Raw genomic sequence first — 22,042 nt, 5'->3', positions numbered from 1 at the left:
ATTAATATTCTGTTAATAGGATTTCCGAAACTTGGCGTTATAATTGGACTTAAAAACTAAATGCCCAATCCATTACCCTATAAAAAGGAATACGACAGACTGACTGATGAAGAGAAGCAGCTTCTGGAAATCAATAAAAAAAGCATTACGGATTTTGTTGAGCAGTCACCTTCCGTGAGTGATGTTCATTACGCAACGAGAAATGCTCATGCTAAAACATACACTGTTACGAAAGGAACTTTTCTGATTGATAAAAACATTCCCGAAGAACTGAAACCGTATTTTGATAAAGAAAAATATGATCTTATCATCCGTCTCTCCAACGCTCATTTAAAAATAATGAAGGGGAAAAGAGATTTTCCTGCATATGGCTTTGCCGTGAAAATTAATGATGAGAAAGGAAACGTGATTGCCAATTTTCCTTTGGTGAATTTTCCGTTGTTTCCGATCAACTCGGTGAGTACATTTCTAAAATTATTCACTTCCGTTAATCGTTTTTTTGTAAAAAAATGGAGTTCTTTTTCTTTACTGATGCAGATTTTAAAAGTCATTCCTTCAACAGTTACAGCATCATTCGTCAAAAATATATTCAGACTCTGGAGGAAGAGAAATGATTTTTTTCTTTCATTTGATTTTCATTCTGTCGGTGTGTACAGACTGGGAGATTATATGATGAAAATTAAAATCAAACCGCAATCTGTCAACAAACATTTCGGGAAGAAATTAAAGGTAAAAAATGCTGTGGAACATTATCTTAAAGAAGAAAATTTCACGGCAGATGTTCTTATTCAGCTTTGCTATGACCTGAAAGATCAGCCTGTGAATAAACTTAATGTTGAATGGAAAAATTCGCCTTATATTAAAATCGGGGAAGTGAAAATTGAAAAAAACAATCTTCTGAACTCAAATTCCTGCGACAGCGAATTGCTTTCTTTTAATCCTTTTGAAAGTAAGATTTTCTTTCAGCCCGTCGGAAAGATTCAAAAGCTCCGCGATGAAGCGTATAAGGTTTCTGTACAAACGAGACGGAAAATCAATAAGCTATTGAAATATAACAAATAATGAAAAGTAAATGGTGAATTTTTGACCTTCCTGTCATTTCGACGAAGGAGAAATCTATTTTATTTAATTTTTGACGCAAGATTCGCTAAGTTTTGTTTTACATTGTAGTGGGTATTTTTTGTTCGCAAGGGCGTTTCACTCAGCAAATTTTGATTATTCGGCTCTTGATTTTAGGAGAAATTTATTTTTATTGATTTTAACGCAAGGTTCGCTGGGTTTTGTTTTACATTGTAGCGGGTATTTTTTGTTCGCAAGGGCGCTTCACTCAGCAAATGATAGCAACTTTGATTATTCGGCTCTTTGATTTTAGGAGAAATTTATTTTTATTGTTTTCAACGCAAGGTTCGCTGGGTTTTGTTTTACATTGTAGTGGGTATTTTTTGTTCGCAAAGGCGTTTCACTCAGCAAATGATAGCAACTTTGATTATTCGGCGCTTGATTTTAGGAGAAATTTATTTTTATTGATTTTAATGCAAGGTTCACTAAATTTTGTTTTACATTGTAGTGGATATTTTTGTTCGCGAAGGTATTTGACTTCGTCGAATCTTCGATTTCATTCAGTGAATGATAATTATTAAGACTAAAATCGTGTTTGCCACGCATTTTTTTTAATTCTGTTTAGATTTCTAAAGGATGACAAACTGTACTGGGTAATTCAAATATTGAAACACAGACTATTTTCCTAGCCGCGATTGAAGCAATTGTTTGAGCTCATTTTTAAGCTTTTTGGCGGCGCGGCAAAGCCGCGCCGCCAAAAAGCTTAAAAATAGCGAGTGCGGAAAGCGCGAAACAGCTCCCAAAAATAAAATAATAAAAAGGCTCTACAAATTGTGTAAAGCCTTTCTATTTTTAATAAGAACTGATCTTATTCTTCAATTTTCTCTTTGTCTTCGTCATCTTTTTTATCGGGGAAAATCAGGGATAAAATCACTGAAATTACCAAAACTCCTCCAACGATTCCCAAAGAAACCGGAGACGGAATATGAATCCATGGTGCAATCAGCATTTTTACTCCGATAAACGATAAAATAACTGCCAAACCGTAAGGCAATTTGCTGAACATATGAATGAAATTCGCCAACAGGAAATACAATGATCTTAATCCTAAAATTGCGAAAATATTCGATGTGTAAAGGATAAACGGATCATTGGAAATCGCGAAGATTGCCGGAATGGAATCTACTGCAAAAAGTACATCCGTAAACTCAATTACGGCTACAACAACCAAAAGCGGGGTTGCCATTTTTATTCCGTTCTGTACCGTAAAGAATTTGTCGCCCACGTAATTGTCTGAAACTTTCCAGAATCTCTTAATCAGTCGTGCTCCTGCGGTATTGCTGTAATCTTCTTCGTCATCATCGTCTCCGTCGCCCCACGATTTTATTCCTGCATACACAAGGAACAACCCGAATAAAGTCATTACAATATTGATTTTTACCGGATGTCCGAAAATATTCATTTCAGGAAGGTAAGTAAGGTTGATTAATCCTACACCCGCAAAAATGAAAATTGCCCTGAAAATCAATGCTCCGATAATTCCCCAGAAAAGAACTTTGTGGTGGAGGTATTTCGGAACTTTAAAGAACCCGAAAACCAGAATGAATACAAATAAGTTATCCACCGAAAGTGCTTTTTCAATCCAGTAAGCCGCCTGATACTGCGTGAATTTCTCTACTGCCAAAGCATGACTTTCGGGACTTCCGTCTGTATTGAAAACCCAATAAACCACGCCGGAGAATACCATAGACAGCGAGATCCATACGATTGACCAGATTGTAGCTTCCTTGGAAGAAACTTCATGACTTTTTTTGTTGAAAACTCCTAAATCCAGAAGCAACATGATAACTACCGTTACCGCAAATCCCCAAACCAGACCGGGATGAAGATCTAAAATACCTTGATGTTTGTCCACTTTTAAATGTGCTTATTATACGATAAAAGCAATATTTGTACGGGTACAAGTATTGCTAAATTTTATTTTTATTTTAAAATTTCATTCAACAGTTAATAAGTTTTGGCTAAAGCCGGATTGGAAACTTATTTTTAATGCAAACGGGCTAAAGCCCGTTCCTATTGATGATCATTTTAAATACTTATATTTTACAAATATTTCTGTTTTACAGTTTCTATTGTTTCCTGTAATTTTCTGTCTGCTGTAGGATCTCCGATCGCGTTGAACTTCCATTCTCCGTTTCTTTTGTAGAAAACGCCCATTACCATGGCAACATGACCTTTGAAAGATGCATCGTTCGCAATATCATATTTTGCAAAAACTTCTCTTACGTTGGTTGGCGTTCCTTCATAAATTCTGATGGATGCGAAAGGAATAGTACCGAAATCCTGACCTTTATAACTGTTCAGAACCAAAGCAACGTGCTCTACATTAGAATCCAGATTGCTGAAATCCACAGTAATCACCTCATTGTCAAGACCGTCATCTCCATTTACGTCTCCTGTTAAATCGTCTCCGCTGTGTCTTACCGAACCGTTTTTAGACTTCAGATTCCCAAAATAGATTACTTCTGTCGCGTTTTTATTGGAATCGTATAAGATACAGCTTCCGTCTAAATCTACTGCTTCTTTTGTAACTCCTCCGAAGAATCCTTTCTTTTCGATTGCTCCCCAGTTGATTCCTACACAAGCCTGTGTAAGCGTGGTTCCGTTTTCCTTCGTTAGGTTTATTCTCTGACCCTTTTGTAAGTTAATAGCCATTTTTTTTAAGTTTTTGTTTTATTTTGTGATTGTAAATAGGCTCCTTTTTAGCCCATTTACCATTTTAATTATTATTTAAATTTAAATTCAGCATTGCGCGAAGAATATTGGTTTCTTCATTGATGTCGAACATTTTACTCATCACGTCGGTATTTTCGAGATTTTTAATATAATCCTGAAGTACGGCAATGACCTGTTCCGGCAGCGTTTTTTTCCTTTCGTTCATTGTCTCTTCCAATTGTTCGTTTTTTCTTTTTAACTGATAAACAATTGTTCCCTGATTCGATTCATTGGGCATTGTATCTAGTTTTTCCAGTTTTTTAGGATCAATTAAATACATTTTTCTGCCTTCGATATCAAAAATGAAGTGATCGTCGGACTGGAAGATTTTAAATAATTCATATTCGTTTCCCGTGATGACATATCCGCATACAAAACGAACCTTAAAGTTCTGAATATTAAGCCTTCCCAGTAATTTCCTTTCAATCTGATAATCCTGATACTGATAAGCGGGAAAAGAACCGGATTTCAGCAATTCTTCATCAGCATTCGAACGGTAGAATTCTGCCGCGTATTTTTTATAGAAATACAGAACATTATCCCAGTTTGCCCGAAATTTGTCTTGCGTAAGATCATTATACAGACTTTTCAGCTGATTGGAAAAGATACCGCTGTACATTTTACGGTCTGTCTCGAAACCGTCTACCCGCTTTTCTTCAAAACCGGAAATGTATTTGCTGTTAACATCAATTTCATTAAGCACCGCCAACATCTCATTTTCCTTCTGCCTTTTAATTTTGGTTAAAAGTTCAATAAGACTGTCGGTATACTGAAGATGAAAAAGTTCCAGTTTGCTGTAATCGAGTCCGTTATTTTCCTGAAAAAGATTATGGATAATATCGGTCTTAATGTAGATCGAAATTATATCAACATTTTCAAAAAAATTTGCAAGAAGTTTAAGTTTGGTTAATCTTCTTTTGCTTTGCGACAATATGTTTACAGCATCATCATTCACTTTTCATCTCCCGTTATTATCCTCTTACGTTTGCTTTTAATTCGTGTTCCAGAGTCATTAAATCCTGATCCAGCTTTCTTCTTCCTTCCGCACCCTGTTTTTGGATCTGCTTCACTTCGTTTAATGTATTGATTAGTTTTGCTGTTGTTTCTCTCAATACATCAACGGAAACAATCGTCTGTTCGTTGGCTCTTGCAACATTCACAGAGTTCTGCCCCAAACGTTCTGCATTTTTTCTTAAAATTTCTTCCGTCGTAGCCGAAACTTTCTGCTGAATTTCAATACTTTGCTGCTGTCTGTACATCGCTACTGCCAGTGAAAGCTGATTTTTCCAGAGCGGTAAAGTCGTCGTTAAAATCGTCTGCGCTTTTTCTGCAATAGAAACGTTGTTGTTCTGAACGAGTCTGATCTGCGGAAGCGACTGCATCATGATTAATCGAACCACCTTCAGATCGGCTAATCTTCTGTCTAATCTCGCGATAAAATCTCTCTTATCCGCAATCTGATAATCCTGAAATTCCTGCGTATTGGCTTCCATGTGCGCTAATTCGGCTCCGGCTTTTTCCATTCTCAGGTTTCCGACAATCACCAGTTCTTCGATTTGTTTGATCGCGTTGACATTACTTTCGAAAATCGTCTGTAAAACCGCATTATCTTTCGTTGAAGTAATGATTCCTGCATTTACTTTATAAGCAATCTGATCGATATTGTTGATGATTTTATCATATTTGGCAAATAAATTCTCAATCTGCGTCATGACACTTTTCATGAAAGGCAATTTGCTTAAAAAACTTTTGAATTTATTCTGATTTAATTCTTCAACATCTACATAATTCAACTCGACTAATAAATTATTAATCAATTCACCTACTTCACCGGAATTTGATCTCCTTACATTTCCAAGGAAACTGTCACTCTGGTTGGATAATGTTCTCTGAAGGTCTGCCCCGAAATTAACGATGGATCCAGGATTCGTTTCGTCAATAGAATCTGCAAGGGCTTCATATTTCTGGCGTTCTTCTGCCTGTAACTGCGTAAGATTTACATTTCCGTCTCTGTCCACTAAAGGTGCAGGAGGCGTACTTGGCGTTGCCATACTCGGCGGCGGCTCCATCGGAGTAGGTTCGAATGTCTTTAAAGGTTCGATGGATCCAAGCGGATCTATAGGTTGGTTTTCCTGATTGTCCATAATAGATTATTGATAGATTGATACAAATTTTTCAAGACCTTCTCTCTGTCCGCTTCCTACCGCTTCAAATTTCCATTCGCCGTTTCTGTTGTAGATTCTTCCAAATTCTACTGCGGTTTCGATAGAGAAATCTTCGTCCAATTCATATTTTAAAATTTCTTCGTTGGTATCTGTATTGAAAATTCTGATGAAAGAATTTCTTACCTGTCCGAAGTTCTGTCTTCTTGAATCCGCATCGTGAATGGTTACCACAACAGTAATTTCTTTCACGGCAGGATCGATTTTAGTAAGATCGATTTTAATCTGCTCATCATCTCCTGCTCCGTCTCCCGTTAAATTGTCACCTGAGTGAATTACCGCTTTGTCCGGAGACTCCAGATTGTTGTAAAAGATGAAGTGATTATCTGAAATTAACTTTTTATTTTCACCTAATAAAAATAAAGAAGCATCCAAATCGAAAGCGGTTCCGGTAGATGTATTGTTAATATCCCATCCAAGACCAACCGTAAATTTCGGTGCGTTTATATTTTCTCTCTGTCCTTTCTGTAAGTTAATAGCCATAATATAATTCGGTTTGTGTTAAAGTGTTTATATTGTTTTCGTATTCTTTTATTAAATGATAATTATTGCTGATTGCCAGTTCCAGCAGATTATCCATTAGTTCCTTTTTTACTTTAGACGAAAGATACTCAAAATTACCTGAATCTAAGCCTAAAATATATTTTACAATTCGTGTATTAAACTGAAAACTAGGCTTCCCCATTACTTCCGCTATATCTTCTACATTTTTCACTGCGTAATAGTTAAAGTAATTTTCAATTTTAGGATCAAGATCAAAATTCATCAGCTCAGCATAATACATGAATAAAAAATCTGCCTCTACATTATATTCATCAAGAATTTTATTCACTGTAAACTCATGGCTTCCTGTTATTTTAATATCATCTATAAAAATACAAAGTTTTCCTCTAAGAAAATCTTTATCCAGATAATACGTATCATTCGCGATGAGATTTTTACGGTCTTCAAAACTTAAATTTCCATAATCTGTCGTGTAAGTATGATTTCTGTTAATTTTCGATAAAATGCTTGATTTTTTTCCTTTCTGAAACAAATAAAAATCCAGATGCTTTTTAAAGTAAAAACATAAAAAATTAGACGCTGTAGGAATTGCCATGTAAGGACTTGGCAGCACTACAATTTCTTTATCTGTGTTTAAAATATCTTCATGTCCGGAAATAAATCCTTCGAACAGTTCTTTTGCAAATTTTTCAGCATACGACTTATCGCCATATTTGAAATAGCTGTATTCCTCGGGTGAAAATGTAAATTCATCCGCCGAATGAATGTGGTGTAAGCTGTACCTCTTGTTCATAGTTATATTTTGGGTGTAAGTAAGTGTGCATTGAAACCAAAATCCTTTGCGCCTTTATAATCCGCGACAGGATTATCCCCGATATGTAAAACCTGTTTTACATCTAAATCCTGATTGGGCAGTAAATTTTTCACTTCCTGAAATATTTTCGGATCGGGTTTTGAGCAGTTCATTTCATCAGAATAAATGTGGAAATCAATATACTGATCGAGGTTTTCACTGATCAGGAATTTTCTCATGGTTTTTCCTTTAATAAAACCTGTATTGCTTAGAATATTGATTGTTTTTCCCTGATTTTTAATTTCATCAAAAAACTGATGCAAATTTTCAAAAATCACAACAGGTTTATATTCCAGAAACAGATCTTCGCTTTTCTGGTAGAATTGATTTAACTGATCTTTATTCAATTGTTTTGCATCTACTTCCAGTGCATTTAAAATTAATAAATAAATTTCAAAAGTGTCAACATTTCCTCCAATCACCTCATTGATAGAATTGCAAAGATCATCATAATATTTTACGACTTTCGCAACTTCATCAATTGTTTTTTTTACGTCAAAAAATGAGGAGAACAGCTCAACTCTTTTTGCTTTAAATTCAGGATGAGATTTTATTAAAGTAAGCCACAAATCAAAGGAAAAATGGGAGTGATTGTGGATGTCTATATCTGTTTTCAAAATGGTTTAGTTAAAATTTTTATTTAGCTTTTTCCTGAAAAAGATGTTTTAAATGGTTATTATTTTCTTTCATCTGTTCGTGTTCAAAATACAATTCCTTTCAAAGATAGAATTTTTAAATTAATGTGTAAATGTAGTTTGATGTTTTAAGAAATTTTTATGATTTTCCGTAATATTTGATATTGGAAAATTCTTTTTTAAACGCAAAGTCCTCAAAGATTTTTTTAAAATTATTGTGGGTATTTTTTGTTCGCAAGGGCGTTTCACTCAGCCAAGACTTGATGCTATCATTTGCTGAACGAAGTGCCTTGGCGAACGAAAATGTCTTCAAAGGATTGAACAAAACCTGGCGATCCTCGCGTTAAAAATAATTTAGCAAATAATGTCTTTAAATTTTCAATTTTTCAGTCGTTTAAAAAAAATTAAAAAAAGTTTTTGCTGTTAAAATATTTTTTTTAGTTTTGCAACCGGTTAACAATCAACAATGTCAACAAAAATGATAAATATAATCACTTTAAGCAATCCTATCAGAGCTGTGTACTTTGGTAGCACTAAATATTTATCTGAATAACGACCGACCTTATAAAACTAAAATATAAAGAAGGCCTGTCTGTTTCAGATAGGTCTTTTTTGCTACCCTACTTTTCAGCTTTTACATTCAGAAAGGTTGTCTAATTTTAACGCAAAGAAAAATTTTCTTACTGAATAAGAAAGTGAGCAAAGATTTTAATCAATAAATTGATTTTAAGAAGCTGGCTTCATCAGCGACTTTGTCGCAACTCTTTGCTCTCTTAAATAAAAAACAGTTTTCAAAGAACTTTGCGTTTTAAAACATTTTACAACCTTAAAATCAACAATTTAAATTTAACAAAATGAAATACAACACACGAAATATAGGGATTATAGCACACGTTGATGCAGGAAAAACAACACTCACGGAAAGACTTCTTTATTACACGGGAATGATTCATAAAATCGGAAATGTGGACGAAGGAAATACCACAATGGATAAAGACATCCAGGAGAAAAACAGGGGAATTACGATTTCTTCGGCTGCAATTTCTACCCAATGGAAAAAAGATGAAAATATCTTCAATATCAACATAATTGATACTCCGGGACACATTGATTTTGCGGTGGAAGTTGAACGTTCTTTACGCGTTCTGGACAGCGTTGTAGCAGTTTTCTGTGCTTCTTCGGGAGTTCAGCCACAAACGGAAAATGTCTGGTTTCAGGCTGAGAAACATGGAATTTCAAAGATTTGTTTCATCAATAAAATGGATAGAATAGGGGCAGATTTTTTTGCTGTTTTAAATGAAATTAAAACAAAACTGAATGCAGTTCCTTTAGCTTTACAAATTCCGATGGGTTCAGAAGACAGTTTCGAAGGTGTTATCGATTTAATTAAGCAAAAAGCACTGTGCTGGATGGATGAAAACGGAGAAACCATTACTGAAAAGGAAATTCCGGAACTTTACAACGCTGAAGCTCATGAATAGAGAATGAAACTAATGGAAACTTTAGCGGAATCTGACGAACAGTTTTTTGAATATTTTCTGGATTCTGAAACAAAAATTTCTGAGGAAATGATTACTGAAGCCATAAAAAGAGCTTGTCTTTCAGGAAATTCAGTTCCTGTTTTATGTGGTTCTGCATTCAAAAACAAGGGAGTACAGCCTTTGCTTGATGCGATTGTAAGTTATCTTCCTGCGCCGGATCAGTTGCCTTCCGTGAAAGGAAAAGATGCGAAAACGGAAGAAACGGTGGAACTGGAAAGAAATGAAGAGGAAATGTTTTCAGGATTGGTTTTCAAAGTGGTGATTGATAAACATATGGGTAAACTTTCGATGTTGAGAATTTATTCGGGAAGTATACAATCCGGTGATACGGTTCAGAACGTAAGAACGGGTGAAAGTTTCAGAATTTCAAGGATTTTGCAGATGCAGTCGGACAAAACGATAACGGTTGAAGAAGGAAAAGCGGGAGATATTGTGGCTTTAACCGGAATAAAAGATGCGAGAACCGGAGATTCTTTATCTTCTGTTGAACGGGCTGTTTTGCTTGAATCCATTACGATTCCGGCTCCGGTAATCAGGGTTTCTATTGAACCGAAAACAAATGCGGATGAAAAATCTTTCGGACTGGTTTTAGCGAAAATTCAGGAAGAAGATCCATCGTTGGTTGTTGAAAGAGACCGACAAACAGGAGAAACTTTACTGAGCGGTTTGGGAGAGTTGCATCTTGAAGTTACTTTAGAAAAGATCAGGTTGAATCATGGAATTGAAATCAATCAGGGAAAACCTAAAGTTTCGTATAAAGAAATTTTAACGGAAACCAGAACGCACCGTGAAAAACTCGTGAAACAGAATGGCGGAAGCGGACAGTTTGCAGACATCATGTTTGAAATCGGACCGAGAAATGATGGTGGTATCGGTTTGGAATTCATCAATCAGATCAAAGGCGGAGTGATTCCGAATGAATTTGTTCCGTCTGTTGAAAAAGGATTCAGAGAGGCGATGGAAAACGGAGCGTTGCAGGGTTATCCTCTGGAAAGCATGAAAGTTACGCTTCTGGACGGATCGACTCACAGTAATGACTCTCATGCACAGGATTTTGAAATGGCTGCGAGAGACGGTTTCCGGGAAATAGGAAAATCCTGTAAGCCTAAATTAATGGAACCGATCATGAAAGTTGAGATTCAGACGATTGAGGATTATACCGGAGTGGTGACTGCGGATATCAACAAACGAAGAGGAATCATCATCTCAATTGATGAAAAATCGGGAAGAAAAATCTTCACGGCAGAAGTTCCTTTAGCTTCTACTTTCGGATATATTTCTGATCTGAGAACGTTGACAAGCGGAAGAGCTTCGATCAGCATGAAGTTGTCGCACTATGCTTTGGTGCCCGATTTCATCGCGAATACATTAGTAACCTAAAAGACAAGGGCTGTAAATTTATTTTTGCAGTCCTTGTTTGGGTTATTGAGATGAATTGTCAATGATGAATTGTTTTTTTTCTCCTGCTGATTTTGCAGATTATGCAGATTTTTATTCTCCACAGATGTTTGCATGAATTTTAAATTTCCATCATCGCGCTTCCAGCTTATTCAAAATTTTATTTCCCACAGATTACACAGATTTTTTCAGGTGTTTGCGGAGTATTTCTAAACTTCCATCATCGCTCTTCCATCTTCCATCTTCCCGCCAAACAATCTTCTCAACCACTCAAACTCTCCCACACTTCAACTCAAAAACCCTCCTACTTCTCCGGCATCACTTTATACGTAGGATCATCCTGAATATTCACTTCAATTACAGCTTCTGCGTTTTTCAGCATTTTGCGGCAGTCTTCACTTAGGTGTCTTAAATGCAGTTTTTTATTTTGTTGCGTATATTTTTTGGAGAGTTTATCTAGAGCGTCAATTGCACTCATATCTACAATGCGGCTTTCTTTAAAATCGATGACTACCTGATCCGGATCATTTACAGGATCAAACTTATCAATAAATGTTGTAACCGAGCCAAAGAACAGCGGTCCTAAAATCTGATAATATTTAACCCCATTTTCGTCTGTATATTTTCTGGCACGGATTCTTTTCGCATTGTCCCACGCAAAAACGAGAGCAGAAATGATCACCCCCACTAAAACCGCCAAAGCCAGATTGTGAAGAATAATGGTAATTAAAGCCACCGTAATACCCACAAAAATATCGGATTTCGGCATCTTGTTAATGATACTTATGGAAACCCACTGAAAAGTACTGATCGCAACCATCATCATGACACCAACCAAAGCCGCCATCGGGATTTTTTCAATAAACGGGGCTCCTACTAAAATAATAACCAAAATTGTGAGGGAAGCAATAATTCCGGAAAGTCTGGCTTTGGAACCTGCATTCAGATTCACTAAAGTCTGCGCAACCATTGCACAGCCTCCCATTCCGCCGAAAAAACCGTTGGTAACGTTGGCTAAACCTTGGGCTACCGCTTCTTTATTGGTGTTTCCTTTTGAATTGGTGATTTCATCCACCATAGATAAAGTCAGTAAAGATTCAATTAAACCGACTCCTGCCATAATTAAAGCATAAGGAAAAATAATCTGTAAGGTTTCTAATGAAAAAGGTATTTCCGGAATATGGAAACTGGGTAAATTTCCGCTGATGCGGGCAATATCTGCAACGGTTTTTGTATGAATTCCGAAACCAACAACCACTCCGAAAACAATTAAAATTGCGATTAAAGAACTTGGAAGGGCTTTAGTAATTTTCGGGAAAAAGTAAACGATAGCAATCGTTAAAGCAGTTAAACCTAACATAATATATAAGGAAGAACCCTGCAGCCAAGTCACAACACCGTTTGCATCGGTAATCTTGAACTGTTCTACCTGTGCCATAAAAATAATGACAGCAAGACCATTCAGGAAACCGTACATTACGGGCTGCGGAATTAATCTTACGAATTTTCCGAGTCTGAAAACGCCGACCAGCATCTGAAAAACTCCGGCTAAAGCTACAGTTGCAAATAAATATTCTACTCCGTGGGTTTTTATCAATGCAATTAAAACAACGATGGTTGCTCCTGCTCCACCGGAAACCATTCCGGGACGTCCTCCGAAAATAGCAGTTACCAATCCCATCATAAAGGCGGCGTATAATCCTGTTAAAGGAGAAAGCCCGGCAAGAATGGCAAAGGAAAGAGATTCGGGAATCATCGTCATTGCCACCGTGAATCCGGCAAGAAGTTCGTTTTTGAAATTTATTTTTTGAGAAAAATCGAAAAGTTTAAGAGAATTTTCCATTGGAAAAGTAATGTTTAAGGATTTAATGATATTTTAAAAACAGAAATTGCTGTTTTCTTTTTTAGAAAACAGTTTTATTAAATTTATCAAATCCTTAAGGCGGTGTAACTTCGGAGGAAGTTTTTGTTTTTATTTGCATATTATCTGCAAAGATATTGACTAAAAATTTCTCAGACAATTTTTACCTTCCTTACTTTAAATATTTCACAATATGTTTCCTGTAAAATTATGTTCTCTACAATTATTTCAGAGTGTAATATTTCACAACACATACCACATATTTCATTAAACTTTAACTAAAAACTCTATTTCATGAAATTTTATCCCTCATTCTTTTGGACTGAATCCAATTTTTTCTATATTTGATTTCAGAGAAGTTAGTATTTTTTCTAAATATTTAATTCAATTATTGATGATTAATTAATTACAGAAAGAAAATTATCTTAAATTATAAAAAAAGGCGTTTACATGATGATAAAGTAGATGATAAAGTAATGGAAATTAGTATTGGTGCTTACAAAAAGTCGGGATAGTTAAAGTTTACTGAACAAAGTAATGAGGATCTGAAATACATGAGGGTACTGCAAAATAAAGCATAAATTCTTGGTTTTACATTTCTATATCTTCTGTTTACAAGTAAATTCTATCCAAATTTTTGTGTGTAAATAAGTATTGCGCCAATTATTAAACGGGCATAACGTAATAAATTGTGCTAAAGTTTTCATATTTTTTCTATATTTTATAATTTCGGACTGCAAATTGCTTATTAATCACTAAGGCTTAAAAAAACCTATGCTATACAAAGACATACATATAGGACAATTTATTAAAGAAAGAGCTAACGAACTGGAAGTTAGTAAAGAAAGAATGTGCAGTTTTCTTAAAAAAGATGAGGAAGCTATCGATAAAATTTTCGAAAGTGCATCAGTAGAAACAGATCTTTTATTAAGATGCTCTAAACTTCTGGAATATGATTTTTTCAGAATTTACAGTTCACACCTTATTTTATACGCTCCTCCTTCTGCTGTTGATAAGGTGAAGAATCCGAAATCGGATAAGATTCCTTATTTCCGAAAAAATATTTATACTCAGGAGATCAAAGAATTCATCATCGGAAAAATACAATCCGGAGAGATGACTCATAATGAAATCATCCAGGAGTATTCAATCCCTAAAAGTACGCTTCACCGATGGCTGCAAAAAATTTAAAAAAACATCCCATGCGTCCAAATTATACGAAGATCTATCAGGATATGCTTAAAGAAAAAGATCCTGATAAACTGAACGATCCCAAAGTTCAGCGTCTGATAAAAAATTTAAAAACCACTGAAGATGTTTTGAATTTTAATGAATTGGTTTTCAAGCAATCAAAAGAAAGCCTTGAGAAAAATCAGAAACTGAAGACTTACGATAAGAAAACGATGCTAAAACTTTTACAATACCAAAACAAGCATAATTTTTCTACGAATTATATGTCGAAAAAGTATAAAATCAGCAGAACTACCATTGCAAAATGGAAAAAAACGTTTGAAGAAGAATACGAAAAAATTACTTCAAAGAACTGATTTCAAAATAAAAAAATCCGAAAAGCATACTGTTTTTCGGATTTTTAATATAAAGATTAGCAACGGGAAAAGAAAAGCGGGGCATCGTTCTGCCGGAGTCGAACCGGATAATCTTGCAGGTATGATCTGCTTCATTATTCCTCCCCTTCGATTGGTGACGAAGTATCTTTTCTCTACGACACTTTATATTTTAAAACAAGGCAACAACCAGAAAGTGCAATGTCGTGCTCTAACCAACTGAGCTACTTTTCCTATTTGAATTTTGTGTTTTTTAAACTGTGGAAAAGGCGGGGCTCGAACCCGCGACCCCGTCGTAATGAGCGAAGTAACACTATTCTACGGCACTTGTGTATTATAAAAACAGATAAGGTAAAAGACGAAAAAGGTATTTTTGCTCTTATGAGCGCCGCTCTTACCCGATTTGGGCAGGGAGCCGGCAATTCTACATCTGCGAGAGACTTGCGCTTTCTTTCGAAAACTTTTGCCCAGTTGGTTTTCAACCCAACCTCACCAGTTCGGTCGCCCGAATTACGCTACCTTAGGACCGTTATAGTTACGAAGTAACCTTTCTCTACGACACTTATCTGTAAGTTTTTAAAATTAAAAAAGAGGCAAAAGACGAGAAAACTCTTTATTATAAATCATTTTCAGATTTATTCTGGAGTCGAACCAACATCATTAAGATTAACCGAAGTAAGTTTTCTCTAACGGCACTCTTTATTTTATCAAGGTAAATTTCGTACAGATATTTCTCCGGCGTCTTTACTCAAATTAGACGACAGTTTTTTAGTTACTGACAGGCATCGAACCTGCATTTCCAGTTTGGAACGAAGTATTTCTGTACTACGACACCCGATATTTTTAAATTTTCAATAAAAAAAGGCAAAAGGCGAAAAGACAGACATGCACCTGATCCCTACTGTTATTCAGGAAATTGCACTTGTTTTTTAGATTTTTTTGGTCTAAATAATTGCTGTTCGAAGTAAGCCTTTTCTACGGCACTCTTTTGTTTTTTAAATCAAGGTAATAATGTGAGAATCTTTCAGTGCTTTTGCTCTACCGTCTGAGCTACATCTCGTTTACAACAGAGAAGGCAGGAATCGAACCTGCGACCCAAAGATTAAATATCGAAGTATGATTCTGAAACGACACTTGATTTTTTATGTTTTTTAAATAGTTTTCTTAAAAATTACAAGGCAAACAGTGATAAAAGCTGTCTTAAAAACCGTTTAACCACTCGACCACACCTTTCGGCGAAAGGATTGACTCCGTCGAATCTTCGATTTCGAACCTCTGTACAAATCGAAGTAACTTTTATCTACGGCACTTGTAAGTAATTTTAAAATCGAGCAAAATTTTGAAAGAGACTTTTTCAGTTTGGATTCGAAGGAACTCTTTCTTACGGCATCGATTATTTTTTTAAGTTTTTATGGTTATTGTTTTTTGTTACTGCAAAATTATTGCATTGGTACGCAATCTTTTTACGCAGTTAAAATTATTTTTAAAAAAAACCAAGTAACATGGTATAAGAGTTTTTGATATCAATTCAAATTTTAAGTAAGACGATGGAACTCTTATGATGACGACATTGGTTGTTTAAAACCGGGCAATGTAACGAAAAGACTCTTGTTCAAGTGGAAATCGAAGGATTTCTTTTCTTACGGCACCGGTAATTCTTTTAAAGTAAGGTAAAAAATCAAACAGAGACTTACTGATAGAGTGATACCATTACACCATTCCGAATACTTGGAAACAGGATTCGAACCTGTATTGCTGTCCCTAAACGAAGAAATTCTGTTTTACGGCACTTACTTTTTGGTTTTCCATTGGGTTTTTCTATATTTTTTCCAGTTTCTCTGAAACTTAATTTCTTTTGAATTAATGGTTTCATAACCATGTGGAAAACAATAAGAACACCCCATTTCATTTCCATATAAAATTCTGGAAATCTGCACATTCGAAATTTTCTTCGGAAAATCAATTAATCCAAATTCATTGCTTCCGAAAGACTTCTTTAATGTTTTAATTTTTTTCATAAGTATTGAGTATTTAACCTCAATACAGTGTTCCTTTAAGCCATTTTTTATAGTAATTCATGGTTATCTGTTTTTGTTGATGCAAAGTTATTGTCTTAGTGCGCATTCTTTTTACGCAGTTAAAATTTATTTTGAAAATATTGACCCGATAATCTCTCCCAGCTTAACAAGTCCTAAAAATGGAAGTAAAATAATTCCTCCAATGAGCAAATAAAATCCTACATTACTAAAAAAGCTATCTTTAGATTCCGTATAATTTCCTTTTTCTCTTTGCTTTCTTTTAAAATCAGGAATATGTTTTGTTTTCTTAAAGCTGTCTGTTTCCAATTGTTTCAGAATATTTTTTGCGTAATCTGAAAGCTGAGTTTTATCTCCCCGAAAAACGATATCTTTTAAAATAGCATTTCCTGAATTGCTTAATGAATTTCTGTAGATTTCAATTGCTTCTTTCATTTCGAAATTCTGAGGTTCAGATAAAATCCAAAACTTTCCGGCTTCATCTTTAAACCCTGAATCATAGTAAATCTGCGCCAGTTTGTCTCTCAAAGAAAGATCGTCGGGAAATTCATTAATCAGATTTCGAAGTCTGTCGCAGGCTTTTTTCTTTCTTCCCGCTTTAAGATCCTGTTCAATTCTGTAAAAAATAGTTCCCATTATTTATAATTATTCATTTGTTCGTTTTGAATTTGTTCCTATTTCAAACAGTAGAATCTTCTTAACGTTCGTACAGCTTAATTTTCTTAACACCTTCATTTCATACGTCGGTTTTTAAATTTATATTTCTGTCAAAAGCTTAATAACTCTATCATTGAAATGTATTTGCCGTTCTTTTATTTTATTAATTTCAATTTGCAAATCTAATTCATCGACTTCAAAAACAGATTGTCTATTTTCCCATTCATTTAACAAGTCCTCGGTATAATCGGAAAATTGAATTTTACCATTTTCTTTTTTGTAGAAAATCCACGGATGCCCAATCCATAACTGTGACCAATCTGATGAACTATTTTCGAAAATATATTCCCAATTTTTGATATCCTCAAGATCTGCACAACATTGTGGCTCAAGGAGAAGTTCATTGTCTTTCTTTAAAAGAATTCCTCCATCAAAAAGCATCAAGTAATTTTCTTCTTCAATATCTATATCTTTATCATCGAAAATTATTTTTAAAATAATCTTCAGATTTTCATCGTCAATTGTTTCAATATCTACGAAATAAGAATCTTCCTCGATTAATTTTAGATTAAGATCTAAAGTAGATATAGCTTTTCGCCATCTATCATCCCGTTCTTCAGAACTTGAAGAGTCTGATAATTCAGGAATCTCATAGTCTTCCTGAGAATATTTAAAGGGATTGATTTCAATAACGTTAAAAAGTTGTATCATTTTTAGCATTTTTTAGCCCCGATCGCAGCATTTGTCTGAGCTCATTTTTAGGATTTCGGCTGTGGCGGCTTTGCCGCCACAGCCGAAATCCTAAAAATAGCGAGTGCGGAGAGCGGGATTAAGCTCCTGAAAATAATGGTTATCAGTTTTATTTTAAAAGCAGTGCCTTTTACAGCACTACTTTTTTAATCATTTCTACGGCAGATTTTTTGTCTTCCAAAGCATTCAGTACGTCGAAAATTTTATCGGACCAACCTGCGATAAGGTATACATCGTTTTGTCTGATATCCAAAGGCTGTCTTCCGTAACCCGCCAAGTCAAAAATATACAATTTTGCACTTGGGTGAAAACTTTTGTATTGATTCCAAGAATCTTCGAAAGAATTTCGGGTTCCGTTGCTGTTCCACAATTGGGTATCGGTGAAAATCATCACTTTATCCACTTTTTCGCGTCTATTCAGCAAATCTTCGATGACCAGATAACCGTTGGTAGAGTAACCTACTTCACCTTCTCTTTTGTAGAATGCATCCACGTTTCTCAAAATACCGTTTTTAGGCATCGGAACTCTTTTCCAAGTGTCACCAAACATACCTGAAATTACATTTTTGCACTGCGACTGCAACATCATCGACATCAAAAGACCAATATCGTACAGCAAAACTTTAGATCTTGGAGAAACCGACTTTTGCATTGAACCTGATACGTCTGCCGCAATTACGACCGAAGTATCAAAACCAAAACCTTTGATATTTTTGGCACTCACCAAAACCGCATCTTCCAATGCTTCGAGAATTGATGACAGATAAGGTGATTTCATACTTTTCAGTTCTCTGTACGCCGACAAGAATCTGAAAGGCAGTTGTTTTGAATTTCTCACCGCTTTTTCATCCGAAAGATAGCTGCAAACTTTCTGCATCGCATCCGAAGAAACGTTGGCTTCCAGAATATTTCTAAGGTTTCGCAAAGTTGCCATATAACCCAGTTTGTTGCTGAAAATCAGTTCTTCCCATTTGTTTTTGAAGGCTGCTTTTCTTTCTGCATCATCGGCAAATTTTGTCTGTCCCAAAACGGAAAGTTCTACTTCCCAAGTGTAAGGTGTTTCCAACGAATCGTTGACGATTTTGTTGAAAATAGCCTGTTGGTTTTCATCTTTTGCTTTCGGGTGAACCAGGAACAAGGCATCTTTCAGGGTAACTTCCGCTTTTCTGTTGTATTTTGCGAACTGGTATTCATCAAATTTATTGAATGATTTTACCAGACCTTTCTGAATTTGCTTTGACAGTTTGTTGAGTTTTTTAAGATCTGTTCTTTCGTTTGCCAATTGGTAATATGCCAAAAGTTCAGTAATTTCATCCGCTCTCTGGATCACGCCATCGATGGTTCTGCTTACCAGGTCTGTACCTGAAGTCTGCTTTGCCAATTCGGTCGTCAAAACCAACGGAATGGAACGCAGATACATGTCTTTTCTTGCGTAAACCGCCAGTTTTGCTACGAATTCTGGATCATTTTTCTGAATCAGGGACTGAATTCTTGTGAGTCTTTCATTTCCTTTTTCATAGGTGGTATTGGATAATCCTGTTGTAACAACAGCACTGTATAGTTCTTCTGCAGGTGTCATGGTATAAGCTTTTGCACCTTCGTAGTTCGTTACTACTTTATTCTCTTTTCTTAAAAAATTAAATTTCATGGTTACTGTTTTTTTGTTAAACATTTCAGAGGATTATCACTTTCTCCCTGATTTCTGATGCAAAGTAAGGATGCTTTTGCGCAATGTTTTTGCGTAGTATAATTTTTTTAAAAAAAATTTTATTTAAACACTAATTGTACGGATTCTTGCACTAATAACACAGATTTTTTATTCTGAAATTTTAGGACTCGTTTTAAAATAGATTCTTCATTCCGCCTTGCTTCATTCAGAATGACAAACATAACGCTGAACCAACAACAATCGACAATTACATTTAACAGACAACCAACAACCAGTAACAATCAGCCAAAAGAAAAAATCTATCATTCATTTTATATAAAGGAATCAAGAGTTTGAAGTTTTTGGAAATACGTTTTCTAGCTTTGTTTCATTAAAATTTTAAACTCATGATTAAAGGACTGTACGAAACTCATGTTCAGGTGAGTGATCTGGAAAATGCAATAAAATTCTATACTGAAATTTTAGGATTGGAATTTGCCCATAAAGAAGAAAACCGAAGAATTGCTTTTTTATGGATCGGAAAAAACAAAGAATCCATGTTGGGATTATGGGAGCAGAAGGAACATCTGCAAACGAGACATTTTGCTTTTACCGCTGATAAAGAAGATATTCTGAATTATTCTGTCGAATTTCTGAAAAATAAAAATCTGAAACCTTATAATTTTCTGAAAGACGGCATTGAAAAGCCAATGGTTTTTGCATGGATGCCTGCTTTGGCGATTTATTTTAATGATCCGGATGGAAATCAACTGGAATTTATCTCGGTTTTGGATGGTGACGGAAAACCTGAATTGGGTGTGCTTTCTTATGAGGAGTGGATGGAAAGGAAATAAAAAAACTCCCTTTTTGAAAGGAAGTTTAATAATTATTCTGTAGAACATCAAAAATATCTTTTAATTCATCTTCTTTATCAGAAAAATATGATTGTAGTTCCAGATAAACGAATTCTTTAATTTCGAGTTGAACCTTTGAAGTTCCTAATTTAGCTCTTGTTGCACCTAAATAATTTAATTCGCCAGTTACCGAAGCAAAAAGAATAAGATGATTCTTTAACTTAGCATTTGTTATACTCATATTCAAATTCTTCTTGCGAGATTGTTGTTTAAAAAACAATTTCATTCCCTGAAGTATGCCATCCAAAAGTGATCCTCCCAAAGAACTTTCTTTGTAATTTGAATATACCTTTAATTTTGGATCCATCCAGAAACCTCTTACAAAAGCAAGAGTTAACGAATATGAATATTCTGTTTCTTTATCAAAATTTAGCCTAAAAATCAAATCATTATTCAACATTTTTTCTCTAAGTTCAAAATCAATTTTTTCCGATAAGCCTTTAGAAAAATGAAAGATGTTTGTTTGCTTTTCGATTCCCGATTCATCAATACTTTTAATTCTCAATTTCGAATTTAAATAAGAAAATCTTTTAAGCAAATGATTAATACTGATATAATCTATGACTAAATTTTTAAAAATATCTTTGTCAATTGTAAAATCAAATTTTATTTTGCTTGTATCATTAATAATTTCATTTTGAATTTTAATTATTCCTTTATGAGAGTTTAAAACAAGAAGATCATCAATTTTAACTGTTAAAGAATCAGATAAAGCAACAAGGCTGATTATTGAAAATTAAAAATGCTCATTTTTATAATCATTAATGTTTTTAATGGCATTCGAAATAAAGGTTGAAGTTTTACGACATACAGCCTCTATAATTAACCTATTATTTTCCTTTAGCAAAAAATTAATTTCATAAAACTCTGTTTCTATAAAGTCCTGAATTAAATAATGAATTAATTCATTAAATCCTGAGTGGTCTAAAGAACCAATATACATTCCAGGTCGCTTTCGAACATGTTCTAAAACATTGTAATTCTCAATCATAATTAAAATATAAATCCCCTTAAATATACGAATTTAAAGGGATTTTTCTAAATTTAGATTAAGCTTTCTGCAGACACCAATGTAAGATTTTCGCAATATTTTTGGCATCATCTACTCCTCTGTGATGTGTTCCTTCAAGTGCAAGATTTAATTCGCCTAAAGCTCTTGCCATACCTACGCTTTTACGAATCGTGGGATGCAGTTCTCCGAATAATGTTTTCACATTGATGTGGTCATCGCTCAAAGGATAATCTACATTGAATCTTCTTGCCTGATTTTGAAGCATATTAAGATCGTAGTTTCCGTAACTTGCCCAGGTCAGATCTTCAGAATCGTATTCCACTCTCAGAATATCTAAAGCATCTTCTAACAAAACACCTTCATCATCAAGCATTTGTTGTGTAATGGAAGTCAGTTCTGTACAAAACGGACTTACTTTCGAATATTGAGGTTTTACCAAAATCCCCTCATTTTTGGAAATCTTACCGGTTTTTGCATTCATGATACACACTCCGATTTCTATGATTTCGCTTTCCTGTCCTCTCGGCGGTCGGTCTTCCCAACATGTGGCTTCAAGGTCTATAATTAATATGTTGTCTGTTGTTTTCATTGTTTAAAAATTTATTGTTTGGG

General features: G+C 34.8%; 21 protein-coding genes. 6 read left to right on the top strand and 15 right to left on the bottom strand.

Annotation, left to right across the window (positions count from 1 at the left end):
- Window positions 1–60: 60 nt before the first annotated feature.
- Entirely contained in the window at window positions 61–1,062 is a 1,002-nt protein-coding gene (locus B0E34_RS09495) for a catalase family protein (protein WP_087708964.1), read from the top strand.
- Between the two features lie 865 nt (window positions 1,063–1,927).
- Here the strand turns inward: B0E34_RS09495 and B0E34_RS09490 are convergent.
- The 7 genes from B0E34_RS09490 to B0E34_RS09460 all read right to left on the bottom strand — a co-directional run bounded on the left by B0E34_RS09490 (window position 1,928) and on the right by B0E34_RS09460 (window position 8,030).
- A complete protein-coding gene (locus tag B0E34_RS09490) occupies window positions 1,928–2,974 on the bottom strand; it encodes a TerC/Alx family metal homeostasis membrane protein (RefSeq protein ID WP_087708963.1) in 1,047 nt (348 codons plus the stop codon).
- Window positions 2,975–3,162: 188 nt separating this feature from the next.
- Entirely contained in the window at window positions 3,163–3,774 is a 612-nt protein-coding gene (locus tag B0E34_RS09485; protein ID WP_076392787.1) for a TerD family protein, read from the bottom strand.
- Window positions 3,775–3,838: 64 nt separating this feature from the next.
- The gene (locus B0E34_RS09480) at window positions 3,839–4,789 is read right to left on the bottom strand and encodes a hypothetical protein (RefSeq protein ID WP_087708962.1); all 951 of its coding nucleotides are present in this window, start codon (window positions 4,787–4,789) and stop codon (window positions 3,839–3,841) included.
- Window positions 4,790–4,805: 16 nt separating this feature from the next.
- A complete protein-coding gene (locus B0E34_RS09475) occupies window positions 4,806–5,978 on the bottom strand; it encodes a toxic anion resistance protein (protein ID WP_185117450.1) in 1,173 nt (390 codons plus the stop codon).
- Between the two features lie 6 nt (window positions 5,979–5,984).
- On the bottom strand, window positions 5,985–6,539 hold the full coding sequence (locus B0E34_RS09470; protein WP_087708961.1) for a TerD family protein: 555 nt from the start codon (window positions 6,537–6,539) through the stop codon (window positions 5,985–5,987).
- Window positions 6,529–7,353, bottom strand: coding sequence for a phosphoribosyltransferase family protein (locus B0E34_RS09465; protein WP_087708960.1), 825 nt, complete (start codon window positions 7,351–7,353; stop codon window positions 6,529–6,531). Before B0E34_RS09465 ends, B0E34_RS09470 begins: the two co-directional genes overlap by 11 nt.
- 2 nt (window positions 7,354–7,355) lie before the next feature.
- Window positions 7,356–8,030, bottom strand: a complete 675-nt coding sequence (locus B0E34_RS09460; RefSeq protein ID WP_087708958.1) for an HAD family hydrolase — start codon at window positions 8,028–8,030, stop codon at window positions 7,356–7,358.
- Between the two features lie 872 nt (window positions 8,031–8,902).
- Here B0E34_RS09460 and B0E34_RS21575 point away from each other — a divergent pair.
- Together B0E34_RS21575 and B0E34_RS09455 are read left to right on the top strand one after the other, a co-directional pair.
- Window positions 8,903–9,529 carry a GTP-binding protein gene (locus tag B0E34_RS21575; RefSeq protein ID WP_228423045.1) on the top strand — a complete coding sequence of 209 codons (627 nt, stop codon included), beginning with the start codon at window positions 8,903–8,905 and terminating at the stop codon, window positions 9,527–9,529.
- A 12-nt stretch (window positions 9,530–9,541) separates the two neighbouring features.
- A complete protein-coding gene (locus tag B0E34_RS09455) occupies window positions 9,542–10,969 on the top strand; it encodes an elongation factor G (protein ID WP_228423044.1) in 1,428 nt (475 codons plus the stop codon).
- 322 nt (window positions 10,970–11,291) lie between these two features.
- Here B0E34_RS09455 and B0E34_RS09450 read toward each other — a convergent pair whose 3' ends face one another.
- Window positions 11,292–12,830, bottom strand: coding sequence for a SulP family inorganic anion transporter (locus B0E34_RS09450; protein ID WP_087708956.1), 1,539 nt, complete (start codon window positions 12,828–12,830; stop codon window positions 11,292–11,294).
- Window positions 12,831–13,622: 792 nt separating this feature from the next.
- Here B0E34_RS09450 and B0E34_RS09445 point away from each other — a divergent pair.
- Together B0E34_RS09445 and B0E34_RS09440 are read left to right on the top strand one after the other, a co-directional pair.
- Entirely contained in the window at window positions 13,623–14,039 is a 417-nt protein-coding gene (locus B0E34_RS09445) for a transposase (protein ID WP_076392800.1), read from the top strand.
- Between the two features lie 11 nt (window positions 14,040–14,050).
- Window positions 14,051–14,395, top strand: coding sequence for a hypothetical protein (locus tag B0E34_RS09440; protein WP_076393123.1), 345 nt, complete (start codon window positions 14,051–14,053; stop codon window positions 14,393–14,395).
- Window positions 14,396–16,203: 1,808 nt separating this feature from the next.
- On the opposite strand, the gene B0E34_RS09435 is transcribed toward B0E34_RS09440, so the two are convergent.
- The 4 genes from B0E34_RS09435 to B0E34_RS09420 form a co-directional block, all read right to left on the bottom strand.
- Complete coding sequence (locus tag B0E34_RS09435; RefSeq protein WP_087708954.1) at window positions 16,204–16,431, bottom strand: phosphate ABC transporter substrate-binding protein; 228 nt, start codon at window positions 16,429–16,431, stop codon at window positions 16,204–16,206.
- Between the two features lie 126 nt (window positions 16,432–16,557).
- Entirely contained in the window at window positions 16,558–17,085 is a 528-nt protein-coding gene (locus B0E34_RS09430; protein WP_087708952.1) for a DUF6584 family protein, read from the bottom strand.
- A 120-nt stretch (window positions 17,086–17,205) separates the two neighbouring features.
- Window positions 17,206–17,817, bottom strand: a complete 612-nt coding sequence (locus tag B0E34_RS09425; protein ID WP_123956596.1) for a hypothetical protein — start codon at window positions 17,815–17,817, stop codon at window positions 17,206–17,208.
- A gap of 169 nt (window positions 17,818–17,986) precedes the next feature.
- Window positions 17,987–19,504 (bottom strand): TROVE domain-containing protein, encoded by a 1,518-nt coding sequence (locus B0E34_RS09420; RefSeq protein WP_087709009.1) that lies wholly within the window; start codon window positions 19,502–19,504, stop codon window positions 17,987–17,989.
- Between the two features lie 407 nt (window positions 19,505–19,911).
- Here B0E34_RS09420 and B0E34_RS09415 point away from each other — a divergent pair, with 407 nt between their 5' ends.
- Complete coding sequence (locus B0E34_RS09415) at window positions 19,912–20,358, top strand: VOC family protein (RefSeq protein WP_087708948.1); 447 nt, start codon at window positions 19,912–19,914, stop codon at window positions 20,356–20,358.
- Window positions 20,359–20,383: 25 nt separating this feature from the next.
- Here B0E34_RS09415 and B0E34_RS09410 read toward each other — a convergent pair whose 3' ends face one another.
- The 3 genes from B0E34_RS09410 to B0E34_RS09400 all read right to left on the bottom strand — a co-directional run bounded on the left by B0E34_RS09410 (window position 20,384) and on the right by B0E34_RS09400 (window position 22,019).
- Window positions 20,384–20,923 (bottom strand): hypothetical protein, encoded by a 540-nt coding sequence (locus B0E34_RS09410; RefSeq protein WP_123956594.1) that lies wholly within the window; start codon window positions 20,921–20,923, stop codon window positions 20,384–20,386.
- 231 nt (window positions 20,924–21,154) lie between these two features.
- Window positions 21,155–21,409: a hypothetical protein gene (locus B0E34_RS09405; protein WP_087708944.1), complete on the bottom strand. Its 255-nt coding sequence runs from the start codon at window positions 21,407–21,409 to the stop codon at window positions 21,155–21,157.
- A gap of 58 nt (window positions 21,410–21,467) precedes the next feature.
- Window positions 21,468–22,019 carry a 3'-5' exonuclease gene (locus B0E34_RS09400; RefSeq protein WP_087708942.1) on the bottom strand — a complete coding sequence of 184 codons (552 nt, stop codon included), beginning with the start codon at window positions 22,017–22,019 and terminating at the stop codon, window positions 21,468–21,470.
- Between the last annotated feature and the right edge of the window lie 23 nt (window positions 22,020–22,042).

Source organism: Chryseobacterium mucoviscidosis (assembly GCF_002177115.1).
GTDB lineage: Bacteria > Bacteroidota > Bacteroidia > Flavobacteriales > Weeksellaceae > Chryseobacterium > Chryseobacterium mucoviscidosis.
This window is presented reverse-complemented; position numbering and strand designations above follow the sequence as displayed.

What these genes read in the sequence shown, in the direction of transcription:
- B0E34_RS09495 (WP_087708964.1), top strand. Translation starts at nt 61, where the DNA reads ATGCCCAATCCATTACCCTATAAAAAGGAATACGACAGACTGACTGAT.
- B0E34_RS09485 (WP_076392787.1), bottom strand. Translation starts at nt 3,774, where the DNA reads ATGGCTATTAACTTACAAAAGGGTCAGAGAATAAACCTAACGAAGGAA.
- B0E34_RS09475 (WP_185117450.1), bottom strand. Translation starts at nt 5,978, where the DNA reads ATGGACAATCAGGAAAACCAACCTATAGATCCGCTTGGATCCATCGAA.
- B0E34_RS09470 (WP_087708961.1), bottom strand. Translation starts at nt 6,539, where the DNA reads ATGGCTATTAACTTACAGAAAGGACAGAGAGAAAATATAAACGCACCG.
- B0E34_RS09465 (WP_087708960.1), bottom strand. Translation starts at nt 7,353, where the DNA reads ATGAACAAGAGGTACAGCTTACACCACATTCATTCGGCGGATGAATTT.
- B0E34_RS21575 (WP_228423045.1), top strand. Translation starts at nt 8,903, where the DNA reads ATGAAATACAACACACGAAATATAGGGATTATAGCACACGTTGATGCA.
- B0E34_RS09455 (WP_228423044.1), top strand. Translation starts at nt 9,542, where the DNA reads ATGGAAACTTTAGCGGAATCTGACGAACAGTTTTTTGAATATTTTCTG.
- B0E34_RS09450 (WP_087708956.1), bottom strand. Translation starts at nt 12,830, where the DNA reads ATGGAAAATTCTCTTAAACTTTTCGATTTTTCTCAAAAAATAAATTTC.
- B0E34_RS09445 (WP_076392800.1), top strand. Translation starts at nt 13,623, where the DNA reads ATGCTATACAAAGACATACATATAGGACAATTTATTAAAGAAAGAGCT.
- B0E34_RS09440 (WP_076393123.1), top strand. Translation starts at nt 14,051, where the DNA reads ATGCGTCCAAATTATACGAAGATCTATCAGGATATGCTTAAAGAAAAA.
- B0E34_RS09435 (WP_087708954.1), bottom strand. Translation starts at nt 16,431, where the DNA reads ATGAAAAAAATTAAAACATTAAAGAAGTCTTTCGGAAGCAATGAATTT.
- B0E34_RS09430 (WP_087708952.1), bottom strand. Translation starts at nt 17,085, where the DNA reads ATGGGAACTATTTTTTACAGAATTGAACAGGATCTTAAAGCGGGAAGA.
- B0E34_RS09425 (WP_123956596.1), bottom strand. Translation starts at nt 17,817, where the DNA reads ATGATACAACTTTTTAACGTTATTGAAATCAATCCCTTTAAATATTCT.
- B0E34_RS09420 (WP_087709009.1), bottom strand. Translation starts at nt 19,504, where the DNA reads ATGAAATTTAATTTTTTAAGAAAAGAGAATAAAGTAGTAACGAACTAC.
- B0E34_RS09415 (WP_087708948.1), top strand. Translation starts at nt 19,912, where the DNA reads ATGATTAAAGGACTGTACGAAACTCATGTTCAGGTGAGTGATCTGGAA.
- B0E34_RS09405 (WP_087708944.1), bottom strand. Translation starts at nt 21,409, where the DNA reads ATGATTGAGAATTACAATGTTTTAGAACATGTTCGAAAGCGACCTGGA.
- B0E34_RS09400 (WP_087708942.1), bottom strand. Translation starts at nt 22,019, where the DNA reads ATGAAAACAACAGACAACATATTAATTATAGACCTTGAAGCCACATGT.